Consider the following 26,973-nt stretch of genomic DNA (forward strand, 5'->3'; position numbering starts at 1 on the left):
ATATATCTATGGACTTTTTAACAGGAAAACCACTATCGGATACTATTTACGATACCCTTTTTAAGGCGGAAAAGGAGCTTATTATCATTTCGCCTTATATTCAGCTGGGGGATTACCTCAAAGACAATGTTTTTAAACAGCTTTTAAAGAACACCAAACTACATATACTCATTGGGTTTGGCAAAAATACCTTTAATGGAGAAGAAAATTGTAAGCGTGAAGATATTGAGTACTTCTTGGGCTTCCCGAATATCACAATGGTGTATATTCCACAGTTACACGGACAATATTATGCCAACGAAAAGCAATCGGTGATTACCTCTATGAACCTTTTGGATTACTCGCTGGAAAATAAGGTAGAGTTTGGTGTACTCTCCGAAAAAGCCCTCACCGACCTTGTAAACAAAAACAACTTCTTCGAAACTTCCAAAAACACCATTATGAGTGTACTCGACAGCGGTTACACTATCTTTGCCAAACGCCCTAACTACAACAAGAAGTTTTTAGGTCTGGCGAAAGACTATGCAGGCTCTACCGTGTATTTGGATTTGGTAGACGATGTATTGTCTAACAGGGAGGTGAAGCCTATCCGCTACTCCTCTTTTGTACCCGAAAACTACGCAAATGCTGAGAACAGACAACCTGCAGAGCGCGAGCCTACCCCTGAAAGAGCTGTAGAAACTGAAACACCTCAGGAAAATGCCGTACAAGAAGAGAAAAAAGGACATTGTATCCGTTGTAATACCGCTATTCCTTTTGACCCTTCGAAGCCTTTATGCGACAGCTGTTATGAAGCGTGGGTGAAGTTCGGCAACCGTTTCTACGAAGAGAAGTACTGCCATTGCTGTGGAGAGGAGAAGAAAGTAACGGTAGCGACACCTTTATGTTATAATTGTTTTTCAAAACAATTGTAAGCAAGGGAGACAGATATTTATTTTTTGGATATGAATAATTTTTAATACTTTTGCACATCTAAAAACAAAAGTAAACTTTATGGAAGAAATTAGATATGACGAGGATAGTATCCGCTCTTTGGACTGGCAAGAACACATTCGCACACGCCCTGGTATGTATATCGGGAAGCTGGGTGATGGCTCTTCAGCCGACGACGGTATTTACATCCTTCTCAAAGAGGTCATCGATAACTGTATAGATGAGTTTGTGATGGGAGCTGGTAAGACCATCGACGTAAAAATCACCGATAATCAAGTAGAAGTACGCGACTATGGGCGCGGTATTCCCTTAGGAAAGGTAGTAGATGTAGTATCGAAAATGAATACGGGGGGTAAGTACGACTCCCGAGCTTTTAAGAAATCTATCGGACTCAATGGGGTGGGTACAAAAGCTGTGAATGCCCTTTCTACCTACTTCAAAGTGGAATCGGTGCGCGATGGTCAATGCAAATCGGCTATTTTTGAGAGAGGTCTGCTAAAAGAAGAAAGCGCTATCGAGGAAAGCCAGAAAAGGCGCGGTACCAGCGTAGCTTTTATTCCAGACGACACTATCTTTAAGAACTTCAAGTTCCGTAATGAGTATGTGGTGCGTATGCTCAAAAACTACGTATACCTCAACCTAGGGCTTACTATCAACTACAATGGTGAAAAGTACTATTCTGAAAACGGACTCAAAGACCTTCTCACCGAAAACAACAATGAAGAGGATTTTCTTTATCCTATCATTCACCTTAGAGGTGAAGATATTGAGATTGCCATATCTCATAGCAAAACTCAGTACAGTGAGGAGTATTACTCTTTTGTAAACGGTCAGAACACTACACAAGGAGGTACGCACCTCAACGCTTTCAAAGAGGCTTATGTAAAGACCATTCGCGACTTCTATAAAAAGAACTATGATGCCTCCGATGTGCGTAAGTCTATCATCGCGGGTCTCTCAATCAAAGTGATGGAACCTGTGTTTGAGAGCCAGACGAAAACCAAGCTCGGTTCTACCGAAATGGGAGAAGGAATGCCTTCTGTACGCACCTATATCAATGATTTCATCAGTCGCCACTTGGATGATTTCCTACATAAAAACCCTGAGATATCCGATGCGCTACAACGGAAGATTATGCAGGCACAACGCGAACGTGAGGACTTGGCAGGTATTCGCAAATTGGCAAAAGAAAGAGCTAAAAAAGCAAGCTTACACAATCGTAAACTACGCGACTGTCGTGTGCACCTCACCGATACCAAAGACGAGCGTGCCCTACAAAGCACCTTATTCATTACTGAGGGAGATTCAGCTTCGGGCTCTATTACCAAATCGCGTGATGTAACCACACAAGCCGTTTTCTCACTACGCGGTAAACCTTTGAATACCTACGGAATGAGTAAGAAAATAGTGTATGAAAATGAAGAGTTCAACCTATTACAAGCCGCCCTAAATATTGAAGACTCTATGGACGACCTTCGCTACAATAACATCGTGGTAGCCACTGATGCCGATGTAGACGGTATGCACATTCGTCTTTTGCTTATCACTTTCTTTTTGCAGTTCTTCCCCGAAATCATCAAAGAAGGGCACTTATATATACTGCAAACACCTCTGTTCCGTGTACGCAACAAAACACAAAAAATATATTGTTACAGCGAAGAAGAAAAGGAAGCAGCCATAGACAAGTTAAAGGGCAAACCTGAAATTACTCGTTTTAAAGGATTGGGAGAAATCTCCCCCGATGAGTTTAAAGATTTTATAGGAGAAGATATACGCTTAGACCCTGTAATGATGGACAAAACTATCCATACCGAACAGCTCTTGGAGTTCTATATGGGCAAAAACACTCCTGACCGTCAAGAGTTTATCATCAACAATCTAAAAGTAGAAATTGATAACTTCGAGCAATGAAGATAACAGCTCAAATAAAAGAACCTATCCGTGAAGAAATGGAACTTTTTGAACAAAAGTTCCGTAGCTTGATGTCGTCTAAGGTTGCCTTACTGAATCGTATTACCTACTATATTGTAAATCGCAAAGGCAAACAAATGCGACCGATGTTTGTGTTCTTAGTAGCCAAGATGGTATCGGGAGGTAAGGTGAGCGAACGCACCTATCGGGGAGCATCGGTAATAGAGCTCATACACACTGCTACCCTTGTACACGACGATGTAGTGGACGACAGCAACAAACGCCGAGGGTTCTTCTCAATCAATGCCTTATGGAAAAACAAGATTGCTGTATTGGTAGGTGATTATCTACTTTCTAAAGGCTTACTACTCTCTATAGACAATGGTGATTTCGACCTATTGCGCATTATCTCGGCAGCCGTACGTGAAATGAGTGAAGGCGAACTCTTGCAGATAGAAAAAGCTCGTCGGTTAGACATTGTAGAAGAGGTGTACTACGAGATTATCCGTCAGAAAACCGCGGCACTTATAGCCGCTTGTTGTGCGATGGGAGCTTGTTCGGTACAGCCAGAACAGACCGAACTGATAGAGAAAATGCGACTCTTTGGCGAATACATAGGAATGGCTTTCCAAATAAAAGACGACCTCTTTGATTATACCGAAGATGCGATTGGTAAACCTACGGGTATAGATATTAAAGAACAAAAAATGACCCTACCTCTTATTTATGTACTCAATACTTGTTCCGAAGAAGAAAAACAATGGCTTATCAATTCGGTAAAAAAATACAACAAAGACAAAAAACGCGTAAAGGAAGTTATTGAATTTGTAAAGAATCATAAAGGGCTAGAATACGCTACGACTAAAATGAAAGAGTTCCAACAAAAAGCCTTAAATATATTGAATGAATTCCCAACCTCACCTTATAAAGAAGCCTTAACCCTAATGGTAAATTACGTGATTGATAGGAAAATTTAAGTTAGGTAAGAGGTAACATTCAGTATATAGATAATATGTATAGTTTATCTATTAAAATAGCATTTTTCTTATGACAACTTTTGCTCTTGTGGGGCGCAACATTGGCTATTCTTTTTCTCGAAAATATTTCACTGAGAAATTTAAACGAGAAGGTATTAATGATTGTGAATATATCAATTTTGATATACAAAATCTCAATGAATTACCCGCTCTCTTAAAAAGCACTCCCAATTTACGAGGAATGAATGTTACCATTCCGTATAAGCGAGAAGTAATAAAGCTACTTACTACCGTTGATGCTACTGCACAAGCCATTGGAGCTGTAAATACTATAAAAGTTACCCGTAATGGACTCGTCGGTTATAATACCGACTACTATGGCTTTAGCAAATCATTATCTCCCTTATTGCAACCACAACATACTCACGCTCTTATCTTAGGCACGGGAGGTGCATCGAGTGCTGTTGCTTATGCGCTCAAGCAACTAAATATTGATTATCGTTTTGTATCGCGCACACCACAGATAAATCAGTTTACTTACGCAGAACTCACCAAAAAGATTATAGAAAATTATCACCTTATTATTAACTGTACTCCTTTAGGTACATTTCCTAATATTAACGACTGTCCTCCTATTCCTTATGAGTATCTCACTCCTGAGCACTTGCTTTATGACCTTATTTATAATCCTTCACAAACTACATTTCTACACAGAGGGGAAAAGCAGGGAGCTACTACTTGTAATGGGCAACTAATGTTAGAACTTCAAGCAGAAAAAGCGTGGGAAATATGGAATAAAGAATAAAAAGCAGAGAAGTTTTTATTTTTCTCCCATCATTATGCAATAAGGACGACGTATTTTCTTGCCACTCTTAGAAACAAGTGTTTCTTCAAAAGTATACTCTTTGATATTCTTAAGCCCTATGCGTGAGAGTATCTTTCGCACTTCGAGAACGGTATAAAACTTAAAACCCACTTGTGCAAAAGGAGCTTTCTCACCTACTGACTTGTCAATAAAAGTAATCACTACCTTTCCCATAGGCTTGAGCAACTGACAAATATTGCGATAATAGCGAGTAGGGCTTTTGAGAAAGTAAAGTGTATTGACTGAAAAGCAAACATCAAAAAGTATATTAAACTCAAGTTTCTCATCGGGTTGTACTTGCAGAAAAGAAACAGATTGTTGCGCTACCAATTCGGGATTGTTTACAGTAGCCTCAGTTATCATTTCCACAGAAGTTTCCACTCCTGTATAGTGAATGGTTGGCTCTTTTTCAAATAAATAAGGTAAATGGCTGGCATTGCCAAAGCCAATTTCTAAAACATTGCTATTAGGCAAAAGTGATAAACAATCAATAGTATTGAAAATCATAGTGCGATTAGAAAAGAAAGTATATTCACCTACTTCTTTTGCATATATTCCGCTAGGACAACGCAATAACTGTCCTAAAAGTTGCATATCGGTTACTGGAGGATTCATTATTTTTATTTAGTATTTCAAATAGTTAGGAGGCAAAGGTACATTTTTTTCGCATAATAGTTTGCACAGTTATACAAAAGGAAGTACTTTTACCGCTTCAAAAATAACCACCTTTTGGTTATTAATATATCATTTTAATTATATTATCTATAAGATTATGAAGATATTAGTATGTATCAGTAGCGTCCCCGACACTACTTCGAAAATAAAATTTACTGATGAAAATAAGAAGTTTGACCATACAGGAGTGCAGTTTATCATCAATCCTAACGATGAATTCTGCCTCACTAAGGCAATCTTACTTAAAGAAAAGTTAGGCACTACTATCACTCTTGTGAATGTAGGCACCCAAGAAACAGAACCCGTATTGCGCAAGGCTTCCGCAATTGGTGCTGACGATATTATCCGTATTGATGCCACTCCTACTGATGCTTTTTTTGTAGCTACTCAGTTGGCTAAGGTAGCTAAAGAGGGAAATTACGACCTTATCATTACAGGAAAGGAATCTATTGATTATAACGGCGGAATGGTGGGAGGATTTTTGGCAGGATTACTAAATCTACCCTTTATCAACAAATGCATAGGTTTAGATATCAATGGGACAGAGGTAACAGCTGAACGAGAAATAGACGGCGGTAAGGAAAAACTCTCCGTAACTCTTCCGTTAGTAATTGCGGGACAAAAAGGACTTACCCAAGAGAAAGACCTTCGTATACCAAATATGCGCAACCTAATGGCAGCTCGCACTAAAGTAATTACTGTGTTGCCTGCTGAAAATACAGATACGAGAGTAACAACCATAGGTTTTGAAAAACTTCCTGCCAAAAAACCTGTAAAAATAGTATCGGCTGATGATTTAGATACTCTTATTGATTTATTACACAACGAAGCTAAAGTAATTTAATAAAAAATGTCCATACTCATATATATAGATTCCGAAAACGGAAAAGTAAAGAAAAGTAGTTATGAAGTGGCTACTTATGCCAAAACTCTTGCTCAAAAACAAAATACCAAAATAGTAGCAGTAGCTATCAACATTGATAATCCTGAAATGTTAGGCACTTATGGTATTGATAAAGTATTGAACATAGCCGATGAAAAGCTACAACACTTTTCGGCGAAGGCTGTAGCACAAATATTACAACAGGCAGTGAAGAAAGAAGGGAGTACAACGGTGCTTTTCAGCGCCTCGTCGCAAGCCAAGAATATTGCCCCTTTATTAGCCATTTCTCTACAAGCAGGTTATGTACCTAACGCCATTTCACTCCCTGAAAACGATTTTACTATTAAGAGTAATGCCTTTTCTAATAAAGCCGTAAGTTTAAACAAAATCACAACACCTATAAAAATAGTAGGATTAGCTCCTAATGCCTTCGGAGTAAAAGAAAATCCTATTCCGGCAATTGTAGAACCCTTCTCCCCTACCCTCTCAGATAGTGATTTCGATATAAAGATAATCGCTACCGAGAAGGCTACAGGCAAAGTACCGTTAGACGATGCCTCTATTGTGGTATCAGGAGGACGCGGATTAAGAGCCGCCGAGAATTGGTACATTATCGAAGATCTTGCCGAAGTACTCGGCGCTGCCACCGCTTGTTCTAAGCCTGTGGCTGATATGGGGTGGCGTCCACACGCTGAACACGTAGGACAAACAGGGAAACCCGTTGCGCCTAACTTGTATATTGCCATTGGCATTTCAGGGGCTATACAACACTTGGCGGGAGTTAATGCCTCAAAAGTGAAGCTGGTTATCAACAGCGATGCCGAGGCTCCTTTCTTTAAAGCTGCCGATTACGGCGTGGTAGGCGATGCTTTTGAAGTTGTTCCCAAACTTATAGAAAAACTAAAAGCTAAACTTTAATACTTGTAATAACTTTTCACGGCTGGGAAATGCCCAAGAAACTGTGAAGATTTACAACCAATACAAAGAATGCTATGCAGATAGTAAGAGAGACTTTTCAATAAACTAAACTGATGAGTTAATGAGTTAATTTGTTACTATACTAATTGACTTTTTAGCTCATTACCTAATCAAAAAAATTGAACAATGCCTTTATTTAAAAAAGACCCTTTCGGACATACACTTTTCGTAAAACGATGGCTCATCCGCGTTTTTGGTATCCTTACTCACAGCAGGTATGATGGTTTTAACCAACTGAAGATTGAGGGTTCGGACGTTATTCGCGAATTGCCACCACAGAATGTGATGTTCATTTCAAATCACCAGACTTATTTTGCCGACGTAACAGCTATGTTTCACGTGTTCAACGCAAGTCTTAAAGGTCGTAAAGATACCTTGGATAATATGGGCTATCTGTGGAACCCAAAACTCAATATTTATTACGTGGCGGCTTCCGAGACTATGAAATCAGGGATTCTGCCCAAAATATTAGGTTACGCAGGAGCTATACCGGTGAACAGAACCTGGCGCGAAAAAGGAAAAGAAATACATCGCGAAGTCCGCCAAGCCGACGTGGAAAACATAGGTATCGCCCTTGCCGATGGTTGGGTGATTACCTTCCCGCAGGGCACTACCTCGCCGTGGAAACCTATCCGCAAGGGTACTGCACACCTCATCAAGCAATACAAACCTGTGGTAGTGCCCATCGTAATCGATGGATTCCGTCGCTCGTTTGATAAAAAGGGAATAAATATCAAAAAGAAAGGAGTGCAACAATCGATGATTATCAAATCGCCTTTGCAAATAGATTACGAAAATGATACGGTTGAAGAAATTGTAGCTAAAATAGAAATGGCTATCGAACAACACGAATCATTCCTTAAAGTTAAGAAATTAGACGGTGAAGAAGCTCCTAAAATAGTAACAACGCCACAACCCTAATTACTGATGATGATAGGGCTCATTACGGAGAATCGTAAAAGCACGGTAGAGTTGTTCTACAAAAAATAGGCGTATCATTTGGTGTGAAAAGGTGAGTTTGGAAAGTGACAACTTGCCATTAGCACGGTCGTATACTTCTTTTGAAAAACCATAAGGTCCCCCAATCACAAAGGTGAGCTGCTTGATGCCAGCATTCATTTTCTTTTGCAATTCATCGGCGAAAGCTACTGAGGTAAGCTCTTTGCCACGTTCGTCTAAGAGTATCAGGTGATGAGACGAGGCTACATTGCCGAGGATAAGCTCCCCTTCTTTTGCTTTTTGTTGCTCTTCCGATAGTGATTTGCTATTCTTAATATCGGGCAAGAGTTGCAATTCAAAATTGATGTAATACGAAAGTCGTTTTTCATACATATCAATGAGCTGTTGCAAAACAGGATTATCGGTCTTGCCCACCGCGAGAAGTTTGATGTTCATTATTTTTCAGGATAAAAGCTAAAAGGTAAAAAATAAAAATAAGGTTATAAATCACAAACAAATACTTCGATGTTTTTCCTTAAAAGTGTTTGCCTTATAAGTTTCTCAATTCTGTCCCAAGAGCCTCCTGCCAATCCGCAACCTACGCGAGGCATTTGCACTTTGGCATTTATTTCATAAGCAAAATCGGCTATTATTTGCAATCCTCTTTTCACAGCCTCGTAACGAATAGGCGGGTCACCGTTTTCATCTCTATATATATTGTGTTGCCCAATGAGATTTGCAACCCATATCTTCTCTTCTACCGACACAAATTGTACCTCTCCCAAAGCAAAATTTCCCCCTTCTTTATACCATTGTTTGTATTGTTTTTCGGGGTATTTCCAGCGTTTGGAAAGTGCTAACACAAATCCCTTCCCCCAAGCGCCTATATCATTACAAATATGGGCGATAACAATGTTCCCTTCGGCTTGTGGCACCGTAGCATCTGCTTTTAAATAGTGTATCATCGCTTAAATCTTTTGTTATTTTGGCAAAGATAACTAATTTTTATTAACACTACAAAAACAATTTTTTATTACTTTCATCACAATAAACAACTCTTTTTTTACTATTTAAGGCAAATTCTATATTAAAAACTTTTATAAGGGAACAGAATACTTATAATAAATTATACAAGTACACTATTTAGATTCATAAAAAAACTTTGTCAAAGTACTTAAACTTTGACAAAGTTTGTGATGTGAAGGAGATTGGAGACTTTTCTCATCTCTTTTTTATAATGCAAGAGTGATTATCATTATTGTTTTATCATTAGAAAAAGAACCTTTCTTTTTCTCCTTTTTCATTCAAGATTTCTAACGAGTTACGATTACGTGAAGAAAGAGTAGACATTACATTTTTCAGTTCATCTACATCTTTAATCGTCTTTCCATTCACTGAAAGCAACACTTTCCCCACTATATTGATATTATTGTACTCATAAAACTGACCCGCAGCGGTAACCTTCACTCCGTTTTTAGTTTTAAATCGCTTGTGATCAGCATCTGAAAGGTTTTTCACTTCCAAACCTAAGGATTGTATTACATAAGTAGTGTTTTTCTTAAGGGTAATATTGGCAGTGCGTTCTTTACCTTCGCGTACGTAAGTTACTTTTAGCATATCACCAGGACGTTTAGAAGCGATGTGACCGCTAAGGTCAGAGTATTTATGTATCTTCACATTGTCAATTTGTTTGATGATGTCTCCTTTTTTAAGTCCGGCAGCTCCTGCTCCTGACTCATCATCTACTGAATCTACATAGAATCCTTCAGTTTCTTTGATATTGAGTTTTTTGGCTACTTCAGAGTCTAATCCTTGTCCGCGTACGCCCATAACCCCGCGTTGTACATTCCCGTATTCTATCAAATCCTCTACCACTTTCTTAGCGATATTGCTAGGCACAGCAAACGAGTAGCCCATATACACACCCGTAGTAGATGAGATAGCAGTATTGATACCAATGAGATCACCATTGAGGTTTACTAAAGCTCCCCCACTGTTCCCCATATTCACCACGGCATCGGTTTGTATGAATGATTCTATTTTATCGCTACCGCGCTCGCTGATGTTACGCGCTTTCGCACTGATGATTCCCGCAGTAACGGTAGAATTTAAGTTGAAAGGATTCCCTACCGCAAGCACCCATTCGCCTACTTGTGTGTTATCGGAGTCCGCAAAGGTCAGGAAAGGTAGCTTTTCGTCGGCTTCTATTTTCAGTAAGGCAATATCCGAAGAAGCATCTGTGCCTATGAGTTTAGCAGTATAAGTTTTATTGTTGTTAAGGGTAACCTCCAAAGTAGTAGCATTGGCAATCACGTGATTATTGGTAACTATATAACCATCGGGGGTAATGATAACGCCAGAGCCTGTACCTACTTGGGTCTGTTCGCCTCCCCCATTACCGTAAAAAAGGTCGAAGATAGAAGTAACACCTCCTTGTGATTTTACAGTGTTCTTTACGTGCACTACGCTATTCACCGTTTTGTTAGCTGCTTCTACAAAGTTGGTTTCACCTGCTACCGTTCTTTCAGGAGTAGTGTGATTAGTTTGTACCAAAGCAGGACGTGAGAGCAGCTCTAGCGCTTCTTGTTTGGCATCGTGTTTATCTATAAAGAGTTTATACCCTCCTAAGGTCATAGCACCGCCGAGGAAGGCAGTAGCTATCATTGTTGCATAATTCTTCATCATATTTTTTGTTTTACTAATTTGTTTTATATCGTAAAACGAATAGGCAACAACTGTGCCATTTTAATGACCAACGGTAAAAGCTTCTTTAATTTTCTCTACTTCAGCTCCTATATCGCCTGCTCCTACAGCAAGTAATAATTTTGGTTGTTTTTTAAGCAATAAAGGGATCAATTCTGCTTTGCTCACCAATATTTTCTGTTTAGCCGTCACTTTGTCTAACAATACTTGTGAAGTAATACCTTCAATAGGCAGCTCTCGAGCTGGGTAAATATCCAATAGAACTACATCGTCAAACTGTGATAGACTTTTTGCAAAATCGTCTAAAAAGTCACGTGTACGGGTGAACAAATGGGGTTGGAAGACAATAGTTTTAGGAGTGTGGGGGTACATCTCATCTACCGCTTGGAACAACGCATTGATTTCCGAAGGGTGATGTGCATAATCGTCTATAAAAGCAAAGTTGTCTTCCTTGATAATATACGAGAAACGCCTTTTCACCCCTTTAAATGTAGCCAAATGAGGGAGCAACTTTTCAGGGGCAAAACCTGCTTTTACCGCCATCGATACGGCTGCTAAGGCATTGAGTAGATTATGTCTTCCTGGCTTCAATAAAGTATAGTCTTTATAGACGCCTCCTTTATAATGAAAATCAAAATGGTAAATACCGTTCTTTACCGTTATATTTTGGAAAGTATAATCGGCATTATCTTCTAATCCATAGGTCTCACCTTCTATATCTAAACCATTGCGCACTATAAGACTTCCCCCTGGTTTTATCTTACCTGCAAACTCTCTAAAACCTTCTATCAAGTGTTCTTTATCGCCATAAATGTCGAGATGGTCGGCATCCATAGAGGTGATACAAGCTATATTGGGCGAGAGTCGCAAGAAGGAACGGTCGAACTCATCGGCTTCTGCCACAGTGTACTCACTGCCTTTCAGTACTAAGTTGCTGTTGAAGTTTTCAGCAATCCCTCCTAAAAACGCACTTACTGAGGCTCCTGCTTCTACCAATAGGTGGGCGAGAATACTTGAAGTAGTGGTCTTACCGTGCGTACCTGCCACTGCAAGGCAGAAAGTATTTTTGGTGATAAACCCTAATACTTCCGAGCGTTTTACCACTTCGTAGCCATTTTGCTGAAAATAGTTTAATTCCTTATGGTCTTTGGGTACAGCAGGTGTATACACTACCAGCGTAGTGCGCTTGTCTTTAAAAGAGGCGGGAATAGCATTTACATCATCGGTAAAATGTACTTTTATACCTTCTTTTTCGAGCATTTCAGTAATTTCAGTGGGGGTACGGTCATAACCACATACCTTTTTGCCATTGGCATTAAAATAACGAGCAAGGGCGGACATTCCTATGCCCCCTATGCCTATAAAATAAACGTTCTGTATAGGTTGTAAATCCATTTGTATAAAATGCGAAGTAAGAGGTAAGAGTTTTTAATTCTTCACTCAATTACCTCATAATTTTTTAGTTTCTATTAGCTTTTTTGAAGCATCGTATTTGCGAACTTCCTTTTTCTTAGTATCAGTTACAGTATAATTGTCTAATTTTCCATTCTTGTAGATGGAAACAGTAGTCTCTTTTGTACTGCGGTCTTCACAAGTTTTTTGGTTAATTACTCCTTTGTCATAAGTTTCACGACAATTGCCGTTTTCAGTAACATACCATTTTTCAGTAATTTTCCCAGTTGGGTCATATTTAGTAGTGATTTTGCTATCCACTTGGTCTAATTTCAGCTTCCCGTTTTGGTAAAATTCCTTTGTAGTACTCTTGATTGTATTCACTTCTTTGCTGGGGTTGCCATTCTTGTGGTAAGTAGTAACTACCTGGTCGGCTCCTTCCTTCAAGTTGGTGTGTATTTCTATCTTTTGGGCAAGCTTACCAGCGTGGTCAAACACGTGTCCTTCAATAATGTTCCCTTTGAAGATGTTTTTCTTGCGCAATCTACCTTCGGTATTGAATATGTGTATTTCCGAGAGTTTTCCATTGGCGAAGATATAGGTAGATTTTAGGTTTTTTTCCTTGTTTTCAAACTGCCCTTCACCTACAAACTGACCGTTGTTGCCTATCTCGAATTCAAAGCGCTGTTCATCGTTGTCAATAACGTAATTTCCTTTCGGCAGAGCTACCTTTCGCGTCATATACGCTTGGCGAATCATATCGCTATTAATACCTGCCGAATTGCCCGATTTAAGGTTTCTTTGTAACTGCAAATATGCGTCGTAATTCACGTATTCCTTCACTTCCACGATGCCTCTTTTAAATTCATCGCTTTTAGTATCTATAAAAAACTGTTTTCCCAATTGGTTTTGCGCAAAAGTAAATGCAGCACACCCCAGTGCTATAAATGTAAAAAGTCTCTTCATCTGTTTTAATTCTTATTTTCTAAGATAATATTTACTATTTCTTCAGTAGCATTAGGCAAAGCCAACGTCTTAATGTGTTGCGACAGGCTCTGCTGTTTTGCCTCGTCATTTATGAGTTCGGTAAAAGTAGTAGCAAAAGTAGTGCCTAAATCAGTTTCGCGTATCAAAATAGCAGCCTGTTTTTGCTCAATAGCTTGTGCATTTTTGGTCTGGTGGTCTTCTGCCACATTGGGCGAAGGAATAAATATCACAGGTTTTCCCACTACACACAATTCGCTCACCGAGCTGGCTCCTGCGCGAGAGATAATTACATCGGCAACAGCATAAGCCAACTCCATTTTGTCAATAAAAGCTAAAACTTTCACTCGTTCGCTTTCATATTTCTTGTACTCTTCATAATACAGTTTGCCACACTGCCATAACACTTGCACCCCAAGTTTTTCAAATAAAGGCAACTGCTCTTCTATCAGCTGATTGATACGCCTGGCTCCTAAACTACCCCCTAATACCAATAACGTTTTTTGCTCAGGGTTCAGCTGAAAATATGTCAGTCCTTCTGTGCGGTGCTTTGCTATATCCAAGAGCCCACCGCGAATAGGATTACCTGTTTTTACGATTTTCTCTTTGGGGAAGAACTGTTCCATTGCATCGTAAGCTACACATATTTTTTTTGCCTTTTTAGAAAGCATTTTGTTGGTAATACCCGCATACGAATTCTGTTCTTGAATGAAAGTAGGAATACCCATTCCGCCTGCTACCTTCACCACAGCACCGCTAGCAAAACCTCCGGTACCTATTACGGCATCGGGTTTAAAACGCTTGATAATGCTCCGAGATTTCAGCAAGCTACTGATAAATTTTAAGGGAAATAGCAGGTTCTGCAAGGTAATTTTACGCTGAATGCCCGAAATCCAAAGCCCTTCAATAGGATAACCCGCCTGTGGTACCTTTTGCATCTCCATACGGTCTTTGGCGCCCACAAACAGAATGTCGGCATCTGGAATACGTCTTTTCAATTCATCGGCAATAGCGATAGCAGGAAAAATATGCCCGCCTGTACCTCCTCCTGATATGATAAACTTTTTCATTTCTCGTTCTAATTTGGTGCAAAGGTACGCAAATCTTCACAAAAAGCAATATTATTTAAGCGTTTGCTTAATACTGCTGTTGATAGCCTTAAAAACTTCACTGTTTTGATGAGGCACACAGTCCTGCACCCAATACCACCAAAAATAACCGCCCACGTAGTTCTTTACATATTTAGGCATCGCATAATAGTGCTTAGCTCTTTCCACTTTACTCTGTACAGAGTACTTCTTATAATCGTTATTGCCACACTCTCCTATGCCTAATTTAACCTTCGGAAAAATAGACTCTAAATTGTTAAATACCTCTTGCCAATTAGGCTGATAATTGCCGTTATCATCTTCGTAATAGCTTACTAACACGTAATCCAACTCCTTTTTCATATCTTCGGGGATATATCTTTTTAGCCAATCCTCCATCGTCACCTTTTGGTCACCTGGTTTAAAATAGTAGCTCACAAGCACTGTTTTCGCATTTTTACTGCGAATAAACTTATAAGCACCATAGGCTTTATCGGCAATAAACTGAGGGTTGTCACCCATCCAACCTTCTCCGTTAATTTCATTGCCTACTTCCCAAAAATCCGTATATGCCGATAGTTCTTTATACGAATCTTGAAATCTCTTTACATAACTATCTACGTTAGTGTATTTTTTCATATCTTCGGAATCGGCAGGTGTTGCCATCACATAAGCTACTTGATGAACAGCCGAAAAAAGCGGTTTGTAATTAACTATCGCTGTACCCTTGGACATCACAATGCGCACCGTAGGCTTTACAGGCATTGCCTTGATAGCACTTACAATCTGCTGAACAGTAACTCCGGTTTCCTCCCAACTGTCATCTATAGTAATGCCATACAAATAGGCATTCGTAGGGGTATTAGGTTTGGGGTTATCAGGCTTAGGATTGTCTGGAATTGGCTTATCAGGGGTAGGTTTATTAGGGTCTGGTTGGGGAACTTCGTCATTGTTTTTATGGCAAGCTATAAAAATGATTGCCATACACACTAAATATAATATTCTTTTCATTTGTAAATAATTTAATTTTGAAATTGCAAAGGTACTATTTTTATTGCAAACTGCTTCAAAAAAATCATCTAAAAAATCAAAATCTGTCCTTTCCCCCTCACCTTTCGTATTTACCCTATTCTTTCTTCGCTTTAATGTTATGAACTTTACCAAAATTTGAAACTTTGGCAACGTTGAAAGCTACTAATAACATTCTTCTTATTTATATCTTAGTTTTAACATACCTTCACTTTTTCTCCGCCTTTTGTTCGCCTTTTGTTCGTCTTTTGTTCGTCTTTTGTTCGTTCTTTGTTTGTTCTTTGTTCGTTCTTTGTTTGTTCTTTGTTCGTTCTTTGTTCGTTCTTTGTTCGTTCTTTGTTCGTTCTTTGTTCGCCTTTTGTTCGTTCTTTGTTCGTTCTTTGTTCGTTCTTTGTTCGTTCTTTGTTCGTTCTTTGTTCGTTCTTTGTTCGTTCTTTGTTCGTTCTTTGTTCGTCTTTTGTTCGTCATTCCTTCGTTCATTGTTCGTCTTTTGTTCGTCTTTTGTTCGTCTTTTGTTCGTCTTTTGTTCGTCTTTCCTATAAGCTTTCTATAAGCTTCTCCCAAATTAACCATTAACCATTAACCATTAACCATTAACCATTAACCATTAACCACTAACCATTAACCACTAATCATTAACCACTAATCATTAACCACTAATCATTAACCACTAATCATTAACCACTAATCATTAACCACTAATCATTAACCACTAATAAAAAAACCTCCAAAAAGCTATTCGCTTTTTGGAGGTTTTCTTATTTTTATCGTACTTTTTACTAATAAAACAGTCTATTTAATAGGCGTTTTAGGCAAGGTAACTTCTCCTGGGTCTTTCCAAAGCCCATCTTTAATAGCTCTTTTTTTAGCCACTTCAGCACGTTTCTCGCTATCAGGGTGTGAGCTCATCATCTTTTGGAATTTACTTTGGGTCGCTCCACCTGAAAGCAAAGCCAATTTCTTAAATGCTGTATAAACACCCACCACATTATAACCGTGTTTCTTCATAAAATTATAAGAATATTCATCGGCTTGTGACTCTTGTTTTTTGCTGTGTTTAGCATCAAGCATAGCATTAGCCATTTCACCCAATTCAGTGTCGCTTAGTTTTCTTACAACCCCCGAAGCCGAGCTTGCAGCATCTTGTGCAGCAGCACGCATATAAGCAGATTTGATAGCATCTTTAGTGTCCTCATTCTTCACGTGACCTATTTCGTGACCGATAACTGCCAATAATTCATCATCAGTCATCAAATCCATCAACGATGAAAACACACGCACACTCCCATCAGCACAAGCAAACGCATTGATATCGGTTACCAGATATACTTTGTAATTGAGCTTCAAACCGTCCTCATTTTGGTGTTTCCCAAACACACGATTCAAGCGTTTAGTATACGGACTGTTTTTGCCTGCTACCGGATTATGAGCATCCATCCAGTCTACTGATTCCTTTGAAAGCCTTTTAGCATCTTCATTAGTAAATGATAAAGCTTGTGCTCCTTTTGTAACGGCACTTGCGGCTTTCCCTAAATTGATTTTTTGAGCTTGTCCCATAGAAAATAGCCCTATAGACATTGCAATTAAGATAAAATTTTTCATTTGAAATTCTTTTAATAATAATGGCGCAAATTTATGCTTTTCTATGGTTAAAACAAAATATTTTTATATTTTTCTTTCGTATTAATATTTTTTTTCGTACCTTTGCCCGCAGTGTAGAAGACTATCTTTTTCCCTGATAGGGAGAAATGGAATAGTTTTTGTTACTACCCAACTATTTAATACAAAACAAGAGGAGATTTTATGAACGATAACTTTTCACCAAGAGTTAAAAGGATATTCACATATAGCAAAGAAGAAGCCATTCGCTTAGGGCAATCTACGGTAGGCACTGAGCACTTTGTGTTAGCCATATTGCAAGAAGGTGAAGGTAGTGCAATCGATTTAATGCACAGTTTAAATATCGATATGGAAAGACTACGCCAAAACATCCACACGCTCACTTCTGCACGTGGTCTCAACCCTCCTAACTTCAATGCCGTTCATTTCACCGTACAAGCCGAAAGAGCAATGCAGGCTACTTACTTAGAAGCAAAACGCTCCCAGAATGATATGATTAATACAGCTCATCTATTACTAAGCATTTTGCGTAACGAAAACGACCCTACTACTAAAGTTTTCAACAAGCTAGGCGTAAATTATGAAGTAGCAAGAGATAAATTCCAACCCATACGCGACGATAATTATCAAGTCTCATCACCCACCGATGAAGTTGACGAATACGACCGAGACTATAGTTTACCTCACGAAAACAAATCGGGTTACAAAGGTCAGCAACCCAATCAAGGGGGGCAATATGGGCAACGAAAACTCACTGTGTTAGATAATTTTGGTAGAGATTTAACTGCTTTAGCCGAACAAGGTAGTTTAGACCCCGTAGTAGGTCGCGAGAAGGAAATAGAACGCGTATCCCAAATATTGAGCCGCCGTAAGAAGAATAACCCAATACTCATCGGTGAACCTGGTGTTGGTAAAAGTGCCATCGCCGAAGGATTAGCTTTGCGCATTATTCAGAAAAAAGTGGCACGAGTATTGTATAACAAACGTGTGGTAACACTCGATTTAGCTTCGTTAGTAGCTGGAACTAAATATCGCGGACAGTTTGAAGAACGCCTTAAAGCCATAATGAGTGAACTCGAAAAGAATAAAGATATCATTCTTTTTATTGATGAAATTCACACCTTAGTGGGAGCTGGTGGCGCCTCAGGTAGCTTAGATGCCTCTAATATGTTTAAACCTGCCTTAGCACGTGGTGAAATACAATGTATTGGAGCTACTACCTTAGATGAATATCGTCAATCTATTGAAAAAGATGGCGCCTTAGAACGCCGTTTCCAAAAAGTAATCATCGAACCAACAAGTGTAGATGAAACCATACAAATCCTTCGCAATATAAAAGGAAAATACGAAGAACATCACAACGTAACCTATACCGATGAGGCTATCGAGGCTTGTGTAAAGCTCACCAATCGTTATCTTACCGACCGTTATTTGCCCGATAAAGCTCTTGATGCCTTAGACGAAGCTGGTGCAAGAATACATATTATGCAAGTAAAAGTTCCGCAATATATCGTGGAATTGGAAGAACGTTTAGAACAAGCTACTCAAGCCAAAAACAGAGCTGTTTCACGTCAGCAGTTTGAAGAAGCTGCCCGTTTGCGCGATAACGAGAAAATTATCGAAAATTCATTAGTCGAAATGAATAAGAAATGGGACGAAGAATCTAAACAACACCGTGATGTAGTAACCGCCGACCATATTGCCGATGTAGTCTCAATGATGAGCGGCGTACCTGTAAACAGAATTGCTCAAACTGAAATGAGCAAACTCTCAGGATTATCCGAGATAATGAAATCTAAAATCATTGGTCAAGATGAAGCGGTAGAAAAGGTAGTGAAATCTATCAAACGCAATCGTACAGGCTTAAAAGACCCGAATAAACCTATAGGCTCTTTCATATTTTTAGGACAAACAGGAGTTGGGAAAACACAACTCGCTAAAGTGCTTGCCAAAGAACTTTTCGATTCAGAAGAAACAATGGTACGCATTGATATGAGTGAGTATATGGAGAAGTTCTCTGTTTCTCGTCTCATAGGAGCTCCTCCAGGGTATGTAGGTTATGAAGAAGGCGGTCAGCTCACCGAGAAAATACGTCGCAAACCTTATTCTGTGGTGCTTTTAGATGAGATAGAAAAAGCACATACCGATGTTTTCAATATGCTTTTACAAGTGCTTGACGATGGTTTCTTAACTGATAGTTTAGGACGAAAGATTGATTTTAGAAATACTATCATCATTATGACCTCTAATATAGGAGCTCGCCAAGTAAAAGATTTTGGGCAAGGTGTTGGTTTTGGCACTTCAGCAAGAATAGCCCAATCTGAAGCTAATGAGAAATCTATTGTCGAAAATGCTTTGAAAAAGGTATTTGCTCCTGAGTTTCTAAACCGTATTGACGATGTGATTACTTTCAATCCTCTTAGTAAAGAAGATATCTTTAAAATTATCGATATTGAGCTTTCTAAACTGTACTCACGTATCAACGATTTAGGCTATGGAGTACAACTCAGCCAGAAAGCAAAAGAATTCATTGCAGATAAGGGCTATGACAAACAATATGGTGCTCGACCTTTGAAACGCGCTATTCAGAAATATGTAGAAGACATATTAGCCGAAGAAATAGTATCTAACCAAGTGCACGAAGGCGATAGCATTCACTTTGATTTAGATGAGAAAGGAGAAAACCTCATAATAACGCAAAAAGAACTTATTTAATAACATCAACCTTTTGAACTTTTAGGTGTTTCCTCAAAGTTCAGAATTTAAACGCTCAAATTACTATGTACGTATTAAGAATTTTAGGTTTATTTACACTACTACTCAGCTTATCTTCCTTTTCAGAGGCAGTAAAGAATACCGAAAAGAGTGTAGTTGTAAATACAGCTACCACAAAGGCTGTGGAAAATAAGAGCAAGCCTAAAAAGAAAACATTTTCTCCTCCTAAGAAAGGGAAAAAAGCTACCACCAGAGTGGCTTCAACAGCTAAAAAACGTCATAAGTTACCTCCTAAACGCAGTGTAGCTCATCATTCTGCTAAAAAGTCTGTAAAAAAAGCTCCTGTTAAGAGAGCTATAGCTATAACTGATAAAAAGAAAAAACCTGTAAAAGCAGATATAGCTGTTGCTAAGAGTAAGAGATATGCTCCTAAAAAACACACCGGTAATAAAGCCCTGAAACAATACGCTGAAAATACTCTCGCAGACACTGAATTGGAAGACGACTTAGAAGACGAAGAACTATTTGAGGAACCTGAAAGCTATGAAACTACCGATATAGCGCTTACTGCACTCTCTAAAAGTAAAGCAGATACCAAACAACAGAAAGTATTATTAGATACAGCTTTCTCATATTTAGGAACTCCTTACAGACACGGAGGTGTTACCCGTAATGGTATGGATTGTTCTGGTTTTGTAAGTACTACTTTCAAATCTATTTCAGTACCATTATCTCGCTCCTCACAAGAAATGGCTACACAAGGAACTAAAATTGACTTGGAAGATGTAAAAGTAGGCGATTTACTTTTCTTCAGAACGACTAGGAAAAGCAGAATATCACACGTAGGTATGGTAGTAGATATAGATGGAGATATTAAATTCATACACTCTTCCTCTAAAAGAGGAGTTGTGATTTCTTCATTAAGTGATGAATATTACAAGAAAACATTTCGTATGGCAAAACGTGTAATGTGAGATTTGTAAATACTCCCATATTAACTATCTTATTAGGACTCATAGGAGGGATTGCTATCACTGATGTAATAGCTCCCTCTTTTTTATTTGCAATAAGTAGTTGTATATGCTTACTGCTCACTTTGGCAATACATCAGTTTTTAGCTACCAAACGATATGCTTTTCGCCACGGAATTGTAATACACGTAGGTCTCACTTCCGTAGCAGTGGGTATACTGATAACTATCCTTCATACCCCCACCTATAACTCTAAGCATTACACACAAAAACTAAATGCCAATGAGTATTACACTTTAGAAGCTGACATAATAGAGCAAACTTCACAAACAGATTACGGCACTACCTTTAAAGCTGAACTCTTAACGGCTAACCATACAAGTACAGAAGGAAAAATTCTGTGCTTTTTCCCTTCTAAAACAATTACCGATGATGTGAAAACATTAGCTCCAACAGATAGATTGGTTTTTGTAGGCAAATATACTCCTATATCTCCTCCTAAAAATCCATATCAATTCAACTATAAACGGTATATGGAGCGAAAAGGTGTATATGGGCGAACAGAAGTAGTTGCTTTTTCTGTTGTAAAAAATAATACAACAGGTTTTATGGGGAGTATTGCGAGAACACGCTCTCATTTAGCTATTGTAATAGACAAATATTTTAATCAAGAGTCTTCTGCTCTGTTAAAAACACTACTCTTAGGAAAACGTACTGATTTAGATAACGAAGTCTATCAACATTATGTTGATGCGGGAGCGGTGCATATCTTAGCTATTTCGGGATTACACGTAGGGATTATTACTGCTATACTCCTTTTATTACTGCAAAAGATGCCTAATTTAGGTTTTTATCGTCCATTGCAATACTTTATACTATTAGCAGGCTTATGGGCTTTTGCTTTCATAGCAGGCGCCTCTCCTTCGGTATTGAGGGCTACTGTAATGTTCAGCTTTGTAGGATTGAGTACTCTTATACGCAGGAAACAAGGCAGGTTTGATGCGTTAATGCTCTCAATGTTATTTCTGTTGCTTATCAATCCTTACTATTTGTATGATGTAGGCTTTCAGTTGAGTTATGCAGCGGTATTTTCTATAATGAAATTCTACCCTGTGATGCGCAAATGGTGGCAACCTGAGAATAAATACTTACAATGGATATGGTCACTATTTTTGGTAGGATTATCTGCTCAAATAGTAGTTTTACCTATCAGTTTGTACTATTTTCACCAGCTTCCTATATTGTTTTTCGTTTCTAACTTGGTAGTAGTACCTTTATTACAACCTATACTCATAGGAGGTATCATTGCCTTATGTTTGGGAAGTTTTGGTATTCTGCCTTATGCCATAGTCTTCGTCTTAGAAAAATTAATCGCTTTGATGAACTTTTTGGTAGCATTTATAGCCCATCAAGAAATGTTTATCATACGCAACATACCTTTTACTACTCCCCTACTTCTTTCTTCCTTATTGACGGTGTTCATACTCATTGTTTTTGTACATTATAGGAAATACAAAGTATTGGTAGCACTTCTCTTATCTGTTATTTTATTTCAAGGGGTACTTTTCTATTACAAATATCAATTAGAAACTACTGAAGAAATGCTAGTTTTCAGCAAATATAAACAGAAAGTAATCACTATTAGACAAGGTGATAAACTAAGTATCTATCAAACAGATACAATTTCTCCTGATCCTGTAGTAATAAACTACATAAAAAATAAAGGTATCAGCAATATCGAGCTTAAGAAGATACCTTATATATTGCGTTTCAAACAAAAAAACTACTTGCTAATGGATAGTTTAGGGGTATACCCAAAATCCAAGCAAGTAGTTATTGATAGTGTTATCTTCTTACAGAAACCTAAAATCAATTTGGATAGAATGAAGCGAGATTTATCACTTAGGTAGTAAGGAAAGAATAATGTACAATAAAATAATTAACGGAATAGCGATTATTTTTAAGCTTAGAAGTAAAATTACGCAAAGTGCTAAGAATATATATTTCAACGCATTATTCTTAAAAGAATAATCGCTAAACTTCAACGCAAAAAGTGCTAATTCAGCATTCAACAAGTAAGCACTCAACAAAGTAATCCCTAACAAGACCCACATATTATGCAATAAACTATCGAATAATTCAGTAGGCTGATATTGTAATATAAGAGGCAAAGAGAGAATAAACATTGTATTAGCTGGGGTAGGAAGCCCTATAAAGCCAGATGTCTGCCGTGTATCTATATTAAAATTCGCCAAACGATAGGCAGAAGCTAAAGTAATAAGGAAACCAACATAAGGCAACAACATAACAAAAGTCCCTTCAGTTTGTAATACATAGGTACTATTACTCAACAGCTGAAACATCACAATGCCAGGAACTACTCCAGAAGTAACCATATCGGCTAAGGAATCTAACTGTAAACCCATTTCGGATTTTACGTGTAGCAAACGAGCAAAGAAACCATCAAAAAAATCGAGGAAAATGCCTATTGCCACAAACAAAGCAGCCCAATCAATCGCTCCTCTTACGGCAAAGACAATCGCTACAGTTCCGCAAAGGAGATTGGATAAAGTGATAAGATTAGGGACATACTTCTTCATTCTACTTACAATCGGCATCTAAATAATCTGGAAGATACGAAATATCTTTGTTAGCATCACAATCTGGATAAGTTACCACACCATATTCATTACGCACAATCTCATTTATAGAAGGTTTACCATCGTGATCGTGGTCGGCACGACGTGTAGCAATAAGTCTTACTGTAAAAATTAAAGGTGAATAAGCAGGTATTTTAGATTGGCTGTTATTGAAATAGCCTAAACCTGAAGGAATAAAGAAAACTCCAACTCCTCCATCAGTAGGAGCATTTAGAGTACCATCACTATTGTTTGTAAGCCCTCTAGCTGATGCTTTTAGTTGAGCAACCCCCTCCCTAAAACCTCTAATAGTACCTGAAGGCTTGTTGGTAACAATATTACCTATGAGATCCATCCAATTAGAAGTAGATTGTGTTGTTGTTTCATCAAATACACTTAAATCTAATAACTGTCCTTTATAATTCACATATACTGAATCAGCAATAGTAGTGGTAGTTCCTGTTCCCTCTTGCAAAATAAGATAGTAAAGCGTATGACGTACAAGAGCATTATTAGCATCATAGACATCTAATTCTAACCGTTTTAGCTTACTATCATTGAAGATAGACGCTGTAGTATTAGAGGTTGTTGCAAAGGTAACCGTTTCAGAAATAGTGGTTGTTGCTGAAAAAGTGTAAGTATGCGTTTTTAAGAATGTTTCAATACTTTGATTATTCTCATTTCTCACCTCTGTAACATCACGTGGAGGCGCTACATTAGAGTTTTCATTTTTCTTACACGAAACAGCAAATAGTAAACCTATTGTGCTAATAGTAAATATAAATTTATTCATCATATAAAATTTCTTTATCCCTTAGTATAAGATACAATTAATTTATTATTTTTGCACTTATTATATTTTCTAAAATACAAAAGAATGCGAATTGATAAGTACTTATGGTGTGTACGTTACTTCAAAACACGTAATATAGCTACTGAAGCCTGCAAAAAAGGACACATCAAAGTGAATGGTGAAACTGCAAAACCCTCAAGGGAGATTTACAAAAACGACCAAATAATAGTGCGTAAGAACCAAATCAACTACCAATTGGAGGTTTTAGATATCCCTGTGAGCCGTGTGGGAGCTAAGTTAGTAGACCTTTATCGCCAAGACAACACGCCTCCTGAGGCTTTTGAACAAGCCGAAATACAAAGACTTGCGCAAGACTATTATCGCGAAAAAGGAGAGGGTCGCCCTACTAAAAAAGACCGTCGTGCTATTGATAATCTCTTGAACGATTTTCAAGAAGATAATGAATTATAGCAAGGTTGGATATTTTTCAGGATTAGCTTCGTGCATTATACTGTATATCTTCTCAATGATACTATCAGCATTAGGTTTAGAAAAGTAATCACCATCAGTAGCATACGCTGGACGATGTTCTCCTGCTGCTAAGGTTTGTGGCGCACTGTCCAAATACTGATAAGCATTTTGTTCTTCTACAATTTTCTGCAAAATATATGCCGAAGTAGCTCCAGGCATATCTTCGTCTACTACTAATAGTCGATTGGTTTTCTGTATGCTCTTCACTATATCGTGACGCACATCGAATGGTGCCAAGGATTGTGCATCTATAATCTCTATATCAATACCCATAGAAGCTAACTCATCGGCAACTTCACACACGATGCGCAAAGTAGAGCCATAAGATACGACTGTAATATCTTTTCCTTCACGAAGTGTTTCGACTACTCCAATAGGCGTTTTGAACTCGGTGAGGTTCGTGGGCATTGCTTCTTTCAGGCGGTAACCATTAAGACATTCCACCACTACCGCAGGTTGATTGCCTTCTAAAAGTGTATTGTAGAATCCTGCCGCTTTTACCATATTACGAGGAGTAAGGATATACATTCCTCTAAGAGAGGCTAACAATATTCCCATAGGAGAACCTGCGTGCCAAATACCTTGTAAACGGTGTCCTCTTGTTCTGATGATAAGAGGAGCCATTTGTCTACCAAAAGTGCGATAATGCAAACTAGCCAAATCATCACTTAGTGTTTGTAAACCATAAAGAATATAGTCTAAATATTGTATTTCAGCAATCGGACGCAAGCCACGCATGGCCATACCTATACCTTGTCCTACAATAGCGATTTCACGAATACTTGTGTCAGCCACCTTTATAGCCCCGTGTTTTTTCTGTAATCCTTCTAATCCTTGGCTTACATCACCTATGTTCCCTACGTCCTCACCAAATATCAATAAATTAGGATATTTAGAAAGTAAGACATCAAAATTCTCTCTCAGTACAATACGCCCATCAACAAGTTCTTTTGACATATCATAAGTGGGGAGTACTTCTTCTATATGGATAGGATTTTGTTTATTTTCAGTATGAAGAAATCGACTATATTTAGGTTCGTTTTCCTTTATATAGCTCTTTATCCAATTCTGTAAAGGAAGTATTCTATTTTCATCTTCAGATAATAATAAACGTAAGGCTTTTCTGGCAGTGCTCAAAATATCTTTACGATTAGGTAAAGCCACTTTAAGAAGAGATTTGGATAGACTTTCTACTTTTGCTTTTATAGTACTATTATTTGTATTTGTTAGTAATGAAGCAAGAAGATCAGTAAGTTCTTTCCTCTCTTGTTCAATAGGTGTAATATAAGCTTCCCAAGCTTTCTTCCTACCTTCATTCACGCGTTTCTTAGCCTGTTGTTCTATAGCTAGCAATTCTTCTTCAGTAGCATAGCCTTCCGCCAATATCCATTCACGCATTTTGGAAATACAATCAAAATCTTTTTCCCATTGAAGTCGTTCAGGACTTTTGTAACGCTCGTGTGAACCAGATGTAGAGTGACCTTGAGGTTGAGTAAGTTCAAGAACGTGTACCAATATAGGTATATGTTGTTCACGAGCTATCTTACTTGCCTTTTGATAGGTTTCATATAAGGTTGGGTAATCCCAACCTTTTACGACAAATAGTTCAAAACCTTTATGTTTTTTGTCTCGTACAAAGCCTTTTAATGCTTCAGAAATACTTTGCTTAATAGTATGATATTCTTTAGGAACAGAAATACCATACTCATCGTCCCAAACAGACATTACTAAAGGCACTTGCATTACCCCTGCTGCATTGAGGATTTCAAAAAAGTGACCTTCACTGGTACTTGCATTACCAATAGTACCCCAAGCTACCTCATTACCGTGATTTGAGAAACCTTTACTTTCAGCATTAGGTAACTCACGATATACTTTAGAGGCTTGCGCTAATCCTAATAAACGAGGCATTTGCCCTGCAGTACACGATATATCGCTACTACTATTCTTTTGTTTTAATAAATCTTTCCAATTCCCTTCCTCATCTAAACTATGAGTAGCAAAATGCCCACCCATTTGACGACCTGCGCTTGTAGGGTCTGCCTTTATATCAGCGTGTGCATATATTCCTGCAAAGAAATTCTCTACAGTATGCACCCCGAGAGCCATCATAAGAGTTTGATCGCGGTAATAACCACTTCGGAAATCACCATCTCGAAAGGCTCTTGCTAAAGCTAATTGAGGTACTTCTTTTCCTTCTCCAAAAATACCAAATTTTGCTTTACCACTAAGCACTTCTTTCCTTCCCATCAAGCTACATTCTCTACTGAGAACAGCGATGCCATAGTCCTCTAAAATATGTTCTTTTTTCATTGGTTATATCTTAAAATGATATTATTCGTTTTAC

24 protein-coding genes are annotated in these 26,973 nt (G+C 38.2%); 11 read left to right on the forward strand and 13 right to left on the reverse strand.

Going from position 1 to position 26,973, the window contains the following annotated elements:
- Window positions 1-8 precede the first annotated feature (8 nt).
- The 4 genes from HMPREF1321_RS05890 (at window position 9) to HMPREF1321_RS05905 (ending at window position 4,626) form a co-directional block, all read left to right on the forward strand.
- Window positions 9-914 carry a hypothetical protein gene (locus HMPREF1321_RS05890; RefSeq protein WP_009421798.1) on the forward strand — a complete coding sequence of 302 codons (906 nt, stop codon included), beginning with the start codon at window positions 9-11 and terminating at the stop codon, window positions 912-914.
- 79 nt (window positions 915-993) lie between these two features.
- Window positions 994-2,844: a DNA topoisomerase IV subunit B gene (locus HMPREF1321_RS05895; RefSeq protein WP_009421785.1), complete on the forward strand. Its 1,851-nt coding sequence runs from the start codon at window positions 994-996 to the stop codon at window positions 2,842-2,844.
- Window positions 2,841-3,821, forward strand: coding sequence for a polyprenyl synthetase family protein (locus HMPREF1321_RS05900; RefSeq protein ID WP_009421780.1), 981 nt, complete (start codon window positions 2,841-2,843; stop codon window positions 3,819-3,821). The genes HMPREF1321_RS05895 and HMPREF1321_RS05900 overlap by 4 nt, the downstream gene beginning before the upstream one ends.
- 70 nt (window positions 3,822-3,891) lie before the next feature.
- Window positions 3,892-4,626, forward strand: a complete 735-nt coding sequence (locus HMPREF1321_RS05905) for a shikimate dehydrogenase family protein (RefSeq protein ID WP_009421807.1) — start codon at window positions 3,892-3,894, stop codon at window positions 4,624-4,626.
- Between the two features lie 15 nt (window positions 4,627-4,641).
- Here the strand turns inward: HMPREF1321_RS05905 and HMPREF1321_RS05910 are convergent, their stop codons facing one another.
- Window positions 4,642-5,301, reverse strand: a complete 660-nt coding sequence (locus HMPREF1321_RS05910) for a class I SAM-dependent methyltransferase (protein WP_009421805.1) — start codon at window positions 5,299-5,301, stop codon at window positions 4,642-4,644.
- Window positions 5,302-5,458: 157 nt separating this feature from the next.
- On the opposite strand from HMPREF1321_RS05910, the gene HMPREF1321_RS05915 reads away from it, so the two are divergent.
- The 3 genes from HMPREF1321_RS05915 (at window position 5,459) to HMPREF1321_RS05925 (ending at window position 8,143) form a co-directional block, all read left to right on the forward strand.
- Complete coding sequence (locus tag HMPREF1321_RS05915; protein ID WP_034575795.1) at window positions 5,459-6,205, forward strand: electron transfer flavoprotein subunit beta/FixA family protein; 747 nt, start codon at window positions 5,459-5,461, stop codon at window positions 6,203-6,205.
- Window positions 6,206-6,211: 6 nt separating this feature from the next.
- Entirely contained in the window at window positions 6,212-7,162 is a 951-nt protein-coding gene (locus HMPREF1321_RS05920) for an electron transfer flavoprotein subunit alpha/FixB family protein (protein WP_009421786.1), read from the forward strand.
- 186 nt (window positions 7,163-7,348) lie between these two features.
- On the forward strand, window positions 7,349-8,143 hold the full coding sequence (locus HMPREF1321_RS05925) for a lysophospholipid acyltransferase family protein (protein WP_009421775.1): 795 nt from the start codon (window positions 7,349-7,351) through the stop codon (window positions 8,141-8,143).
- Here HMPREF1321_RS05925 and rlmH read toward each other — a convergent pair whose 3' ends face one another.
- The 9 genes from rlmH to HMPREF1321_RS05970 form a co-directional block, all read right to left on the reverse strand.
- Entirely contained in the window at window positions 8,144-8,617 is a 474-nt protein-coding gene (gene rlmH / locus HMPREF1321_RS05930; protein ID WP_009421791.1) for a 23S rRNA (pseudouridine(1915)-N(3))-methyltransferase RlmH, read from the reverse strand.
- Between the two features lie 44 nt (window positions 8,618-8,661).
- Entirely contained in the window at window positions 8,662-9,126 is a 465-nt protein-coding gene (locus HMPREF1321_RS05935; RefSeq protein WP_009421796.1) for a macro domain-containing protein, read from the reverse strand.
- Between the two features lie 304 nt (window positions 9,127-9,430).
- On the reverse strand, window positions 9,431-10,846 hold the full coding sequence (locus tag HMPREF1321_RS05940) for a S1C family serine protease (protein WP_009421797.1): 1,416 nt from the start codon (window positions 10,844-10,846) through the stop codon (window positions 9,431-9,433).
- Window positions 10,847-10,906: 60 nt separating this feature from the next.
- Complete coding sequence (murC, locus tag HMPREF1321_RS05945; RefSeq protein ID WP_009421789.1) at window positions 10,907-12,259, reverse strand: UDP-N-acetylmuramate--L-alanine ligase; 1,353 nt, start codon at window positions 12,257-12,259, stop codon at window positions 10,907-10,909.
- A 54-nt stretch (window positions 12,260-12,313) separates the two neighbouring features.
- On the reverse strand, window positions 12,314-13,222 hold the full coding sequence (locus HMPREF1321_RS05950; RefSeq protein ID WP_009421787.1) for a hypothetical protein: 909 nt from the start codon (window positions 13,220-13,222) through the stop codon (window positions 12,314-12,316).
- A 5-nt stretch (window positions 13,223-13,227) separates the two neighbouring features.
- Window positions 13,228-14,310, reverse strand: a complete 1,083-nt coding sequence (gene murG / locus HMPREF1321_RS05955) for an undecaprenyldiphospho-muramoylpentapeptide beta-N-acetylglucosaminyltransferase (protein ID WP_009421808.1) — start codon at window positions 14,308-14,310, stop codon at window positions 13,228-13,230.
- Between the two features lie 51 nt (window positions 14,311-14,361).
- The gene (locus HMPREF1321_RS05960) at window positions 14,362-15,312 is read right to left on the reverse strand and encodes a hypothetical protein (RefSeq protein WP_034575787.1); all 951 of its coding nucleotides are present in this window, start codon (window positions 15,310-15,312) and stop codon (window positions 14,362-14,364) included.
- A 225-nt stretch (window positions 15,313-15,537) separates the two neighbouring features.
- Complete coding sequence (locus tag HMPREF1321_RS11865) at window positions 15,538-15,930, reverse strand: hypothetical protein (protein WP_157461792.1); 393 nt, start codon at window positions 15,928-15,930, stop codon at window positions 15,538-15,540.
- A gap of 219 nt (window positions 15,931-16,149) precedes the next feature.
- Window positions 16,150-16,959, reverse strand: coding sequence for a M48 family metallopeptidase (locus tag HMPREF1321_RS05970; protein WP_009421788.1), 810 nt, complete (start codon window positions 16,957-16,959; stop codon window positions 16,150-16,152).
- Between the two features lie 201 nt (window positions 16,960-17,160).
- On the opposite strand from HMPREF1321_RS05970, the gene HMPREF1321_RS05975 reads away from it, so the two are divergent.
- From HMPREF1321_RS05975 to HMPREF1321_RS05985, 3 genes are all read left to right on the forward strand, one after another.
- The gene (locus tag HMPREF1321_RS05975; protein WP_009421814.1) at window positions 17,161-19,692 is read left to right on the forward strand and encodes an ATP-dependent Clp protease ATP-binding subunit; all 2,532 of its coding nucleotides are present in this window, start codon (window positions 17,161-17,163) and stop codon (window positions 19,690-19,692) included.
- Window positions 19,693-19,757: 65 nt separating this feature from the next.
- On the forward strand, window positions 19,758-20,666 hold the full coding sequence (locus HMPREF1321_RS05980; protein ID WP_009421811.1) for a C40 family peptidase: 909 nt from the start codon (window positions 19,758-19,760) through the stop codon (window positions 20,664-20,666).
- Complete coding sequence (locus tag HMPREF1321_RS05985; RefSeq protein WP_009421778.1) at window positions 20,663-22,573, forward strand: ComEC/Rec2 family competence protein; 1,911 nt, start codon at window positions 20,663-20,665, stop codon at window positions 22,571-22,573. The genes HMPREF1321_RS05980 and HMPREF1321_RS05985 overlap by 4 nt, the downstream gene beginning before the upstream one ends.
- Here HMPREF1321_RS05985 and HMPREF1321_RS05990 read toward each other — a convergent pair.
- Together HMPREF1321_RS05990 and HMPREF1321_RS05995 are read right to left on the reverse strand one after the other, a co-directional pair.
- Entirely contained in the window at window positions 22,562-23,263 is a 702-nt protein-coding gene (locus HMPREF1321_RS05990) for a CDP-alcohol phosphatidyltransferase family protein (protein ID WP_009421774.1), read from the reverse strand. The two genes, HMPREF1321_RS05985 and HMPREF1321_RS05990, sit on opposite strands and share 12 nt — an antisense overlap.
- A gap of 1 nt (window position 23,264) precedes the next feature.
- The gene (locus HMPREF1321_RS05995; protein ID WP_009419518.1) at window positions 23,265-24,098 is read right to left on the reverse strand and encodes an FKBP-type peptidyl-prolyl cis-trans isomerase; all 834 of its coding nucleotides are present in this window, start codon (window positions 24,096-24,098) and stop codon (window positions 23,265-23,267) included.
- A gap of 81 nt (window positions 24,099-24,179) precedes the next feature.
- On the opposite strand from HMPREF1321_RS05995, the gene HMPREF1321_RS06000 reads away from it, so the two are divergent.
- Window positions 24,180-24,566 (forward strand): RNA-binding S4 domain-containing protein, encoded by a 387-nt coding sequence (locus tag HMPREF1321_RS06000; RefSeq protein WP_009419517.1) that lies wholly within the window; start codon window positions 24,180-24,182, stop codon window positions 24,564-24,566.
- Here the strand turns inward: HMPREF1321_RS06000 and HMPREF1321_RS06005 are convergent.
- Window positions 24,561-26,939 carry a thiamine pyrophosphate-dependent enzyme gene (locus HMPREF1321_RS06005; RefSeq protein WP_009421790.1) on the reverse strand — a complete coding sequence of 793 codons (2,379 nt, stop codon included), beginning with the start codon at window positions 26,937-26,939 and terminating at the stop codon, window positions 24,561-24,563. The two genes, HMPREF1321_RS06000 and HMPREF1321_RS06005, sit on opposite strands and share 6 nt — an antisense overlap.
- Window positions 26,940-26,973: the final 34 nt, after the last annotated feature.

The sequence above is a fragment of the Capnocytophaga sp. oral taxon 412 str. F0487 genome, from assembly GCF_000271925.1.
Lineage (GTDB): Bacteria > Bacteroidota > Bacteroidia > Flavobacteriales > Flavobacteriaceae > Capnocytophaga > Capnocytophaga ochracea.

Bases quoted from the DNA above. Each gene is read 5' to 3' on its own strand.
- HMPREF1321_RS05890 (WP_009421798.1), top strand. From the start codon at position 9: ATGGACTTTTTAACAGGAAAACCACTATCGGATACTATTTACGATACC.
- HMPREF1321_RS05895 (WP_009421785.1), top strand. From the start codon at position 994: ATGGAAGAAATTAGATATGACGAGGATAGTATCCGCTCTTTGGACTGG.
- HMPREF1321_RS05900 (WP_009421780.1), top strand. From the start codon at position 2,841: ATGAAGATAACAGCTCAAATAAAAGAACCTATCCGTGAAGAAATGGAA.
- HMPREF1321_RS05905 (WP_009421807.1), top strand. From the start codon at position 3,892: ATGACAACTTTTGCTCTTGTGGGGCGCAACATTGGCTATTCTTTTTCT.
- HMPREF1321_RS05910 (WP_009421805.1), bottom strand. From the start codon at position 5,301: ATGAATCCTCCAGTAACCGATATGCAACTTTTAGGACAGTTATTGCGT.
- HMPREF1321_RS05915 (WP_034575795.1), top strand. From the start codon at position 5,459: ATGAAGATATTAGTATGTATCAGTAGCGTCCCCGACACTACTTCGAAA.
- HMPREF1321_RS05920 (WP_009421786.1), top strand. From the start codon at position 6,212: ATGTCCATACTCATATATATAGATTCCGAAAACGGAAAAGTAAAGAAA.
- HMPREF1321_RS05925 (WP_009421775.1), top strand. From the start codon at position 7,349: ATGCCTTTATTTAAAAAAGACCCTTTCGGACATACACTTTTCGTAAAA.
- rlmH (WP_009421791.1), bottom strand. From the start codon at position 8,617: ATGAACATCAAACTTCTCGCGGTGGGCAAGACCGATAATCCTGTTTTG.
- HMPREF1321_RS05935 (WP_009421796.1), bottom strand. From the start codon at position 9,126: ATGATACACTATTTAAAAGCAGATGCTACGGTGCCACAAGCCGAAGGG.
- HMPREF1321_RS05940 (WP_009421797.1), bottom strand. From the start codon at position 10,846: ATGATGAAGAATTATGCAACAATGATAGCTACTGCCTTCCTCGGCGGT.
- murC (WP_009421789.1), bottom strand. From the start codon at position 12,259: ATGGATTTACAACCTATACAGAACGTTTATTTTATAGGCATAGGGGGC.
- HMPREF1321_RS05950 (WP_009421787.1), bottom strand. From the start codon at position 13,222: ATGAAGAGACTTTTTACATTTATAGCACTGGGGTGTGCTGCATTTACT.
- murG (WP_009421808.1), bottom strand. From the start codon at position 14,310: ATGAAAAAGTTTATCATATCAGGAGGAGGTACAGGCGGGCATATTTTT.
- HMPREF1321_RS05960 (WP_034575787.1), bottom strand. From the start codon at position 15,312: ATGGCAATCATTTTTATAGCTTGCCATAAAAACAATGACGAAGTTCCC.
- HMPREF1321_RS11865 (WP_157461792.1), bottom strand. From the start codon at position 15,930: ATGGTTAATTTGGGAGAAGCTTATAGAAAGCTTATAGGAAAGACGAAC.
- HMPREF1321_RS05970 (WP_009421788.1), bottom strand. From the start codon at position 16,959: ATGAAAAATTTTATCTTAATTGCAATGTCTATAGGGCTATTTTCTATG.
- HMPREF1321_RS05975 (WP_009421814.1), top strand. From the start codon at position 17,161: ATGAACGATAACTTTTCACCAAGAGTTAAAAGGATATTCACATATAGC.
- HMPREF1321_RS05980 (WP_009421811.1), top strand. From the start codon at position 19,758: ATGTACGTATTAAGAATTTTAGGTTTATTTACACTACTACTCAGCTTA.
- HMPREF1321_RS05990 (WP_009421774.1), bottom strand. From the start codon at position 23,263: ATGAAGAAGTATGTCCCTAATCTTATCACTTTATCCAATCTCCTTTGC.
- HMPREF1321_RS05995 (WP_009419518.1), bottom strand. From the start codon at position 24,098: ATGATGAATAAATTTATATTTACTATTAGCACAATAGGTTTACTATTT.
- HMPREF1321_RS06000 (WP_009419517.1), top strand. From the start codon at position 24,180: ATGCGAATTGATAAGTACTTATGGTGTGTACGTTACTTCAAAACACGT.
- HMPREF1321_RS06005 (WP_009421790.1), bottom strand. From the start codon at position 26,939: ATGAAAAAAGAACATATTTTAGAGGACTATGGCATCGCTGTTCTCAGT.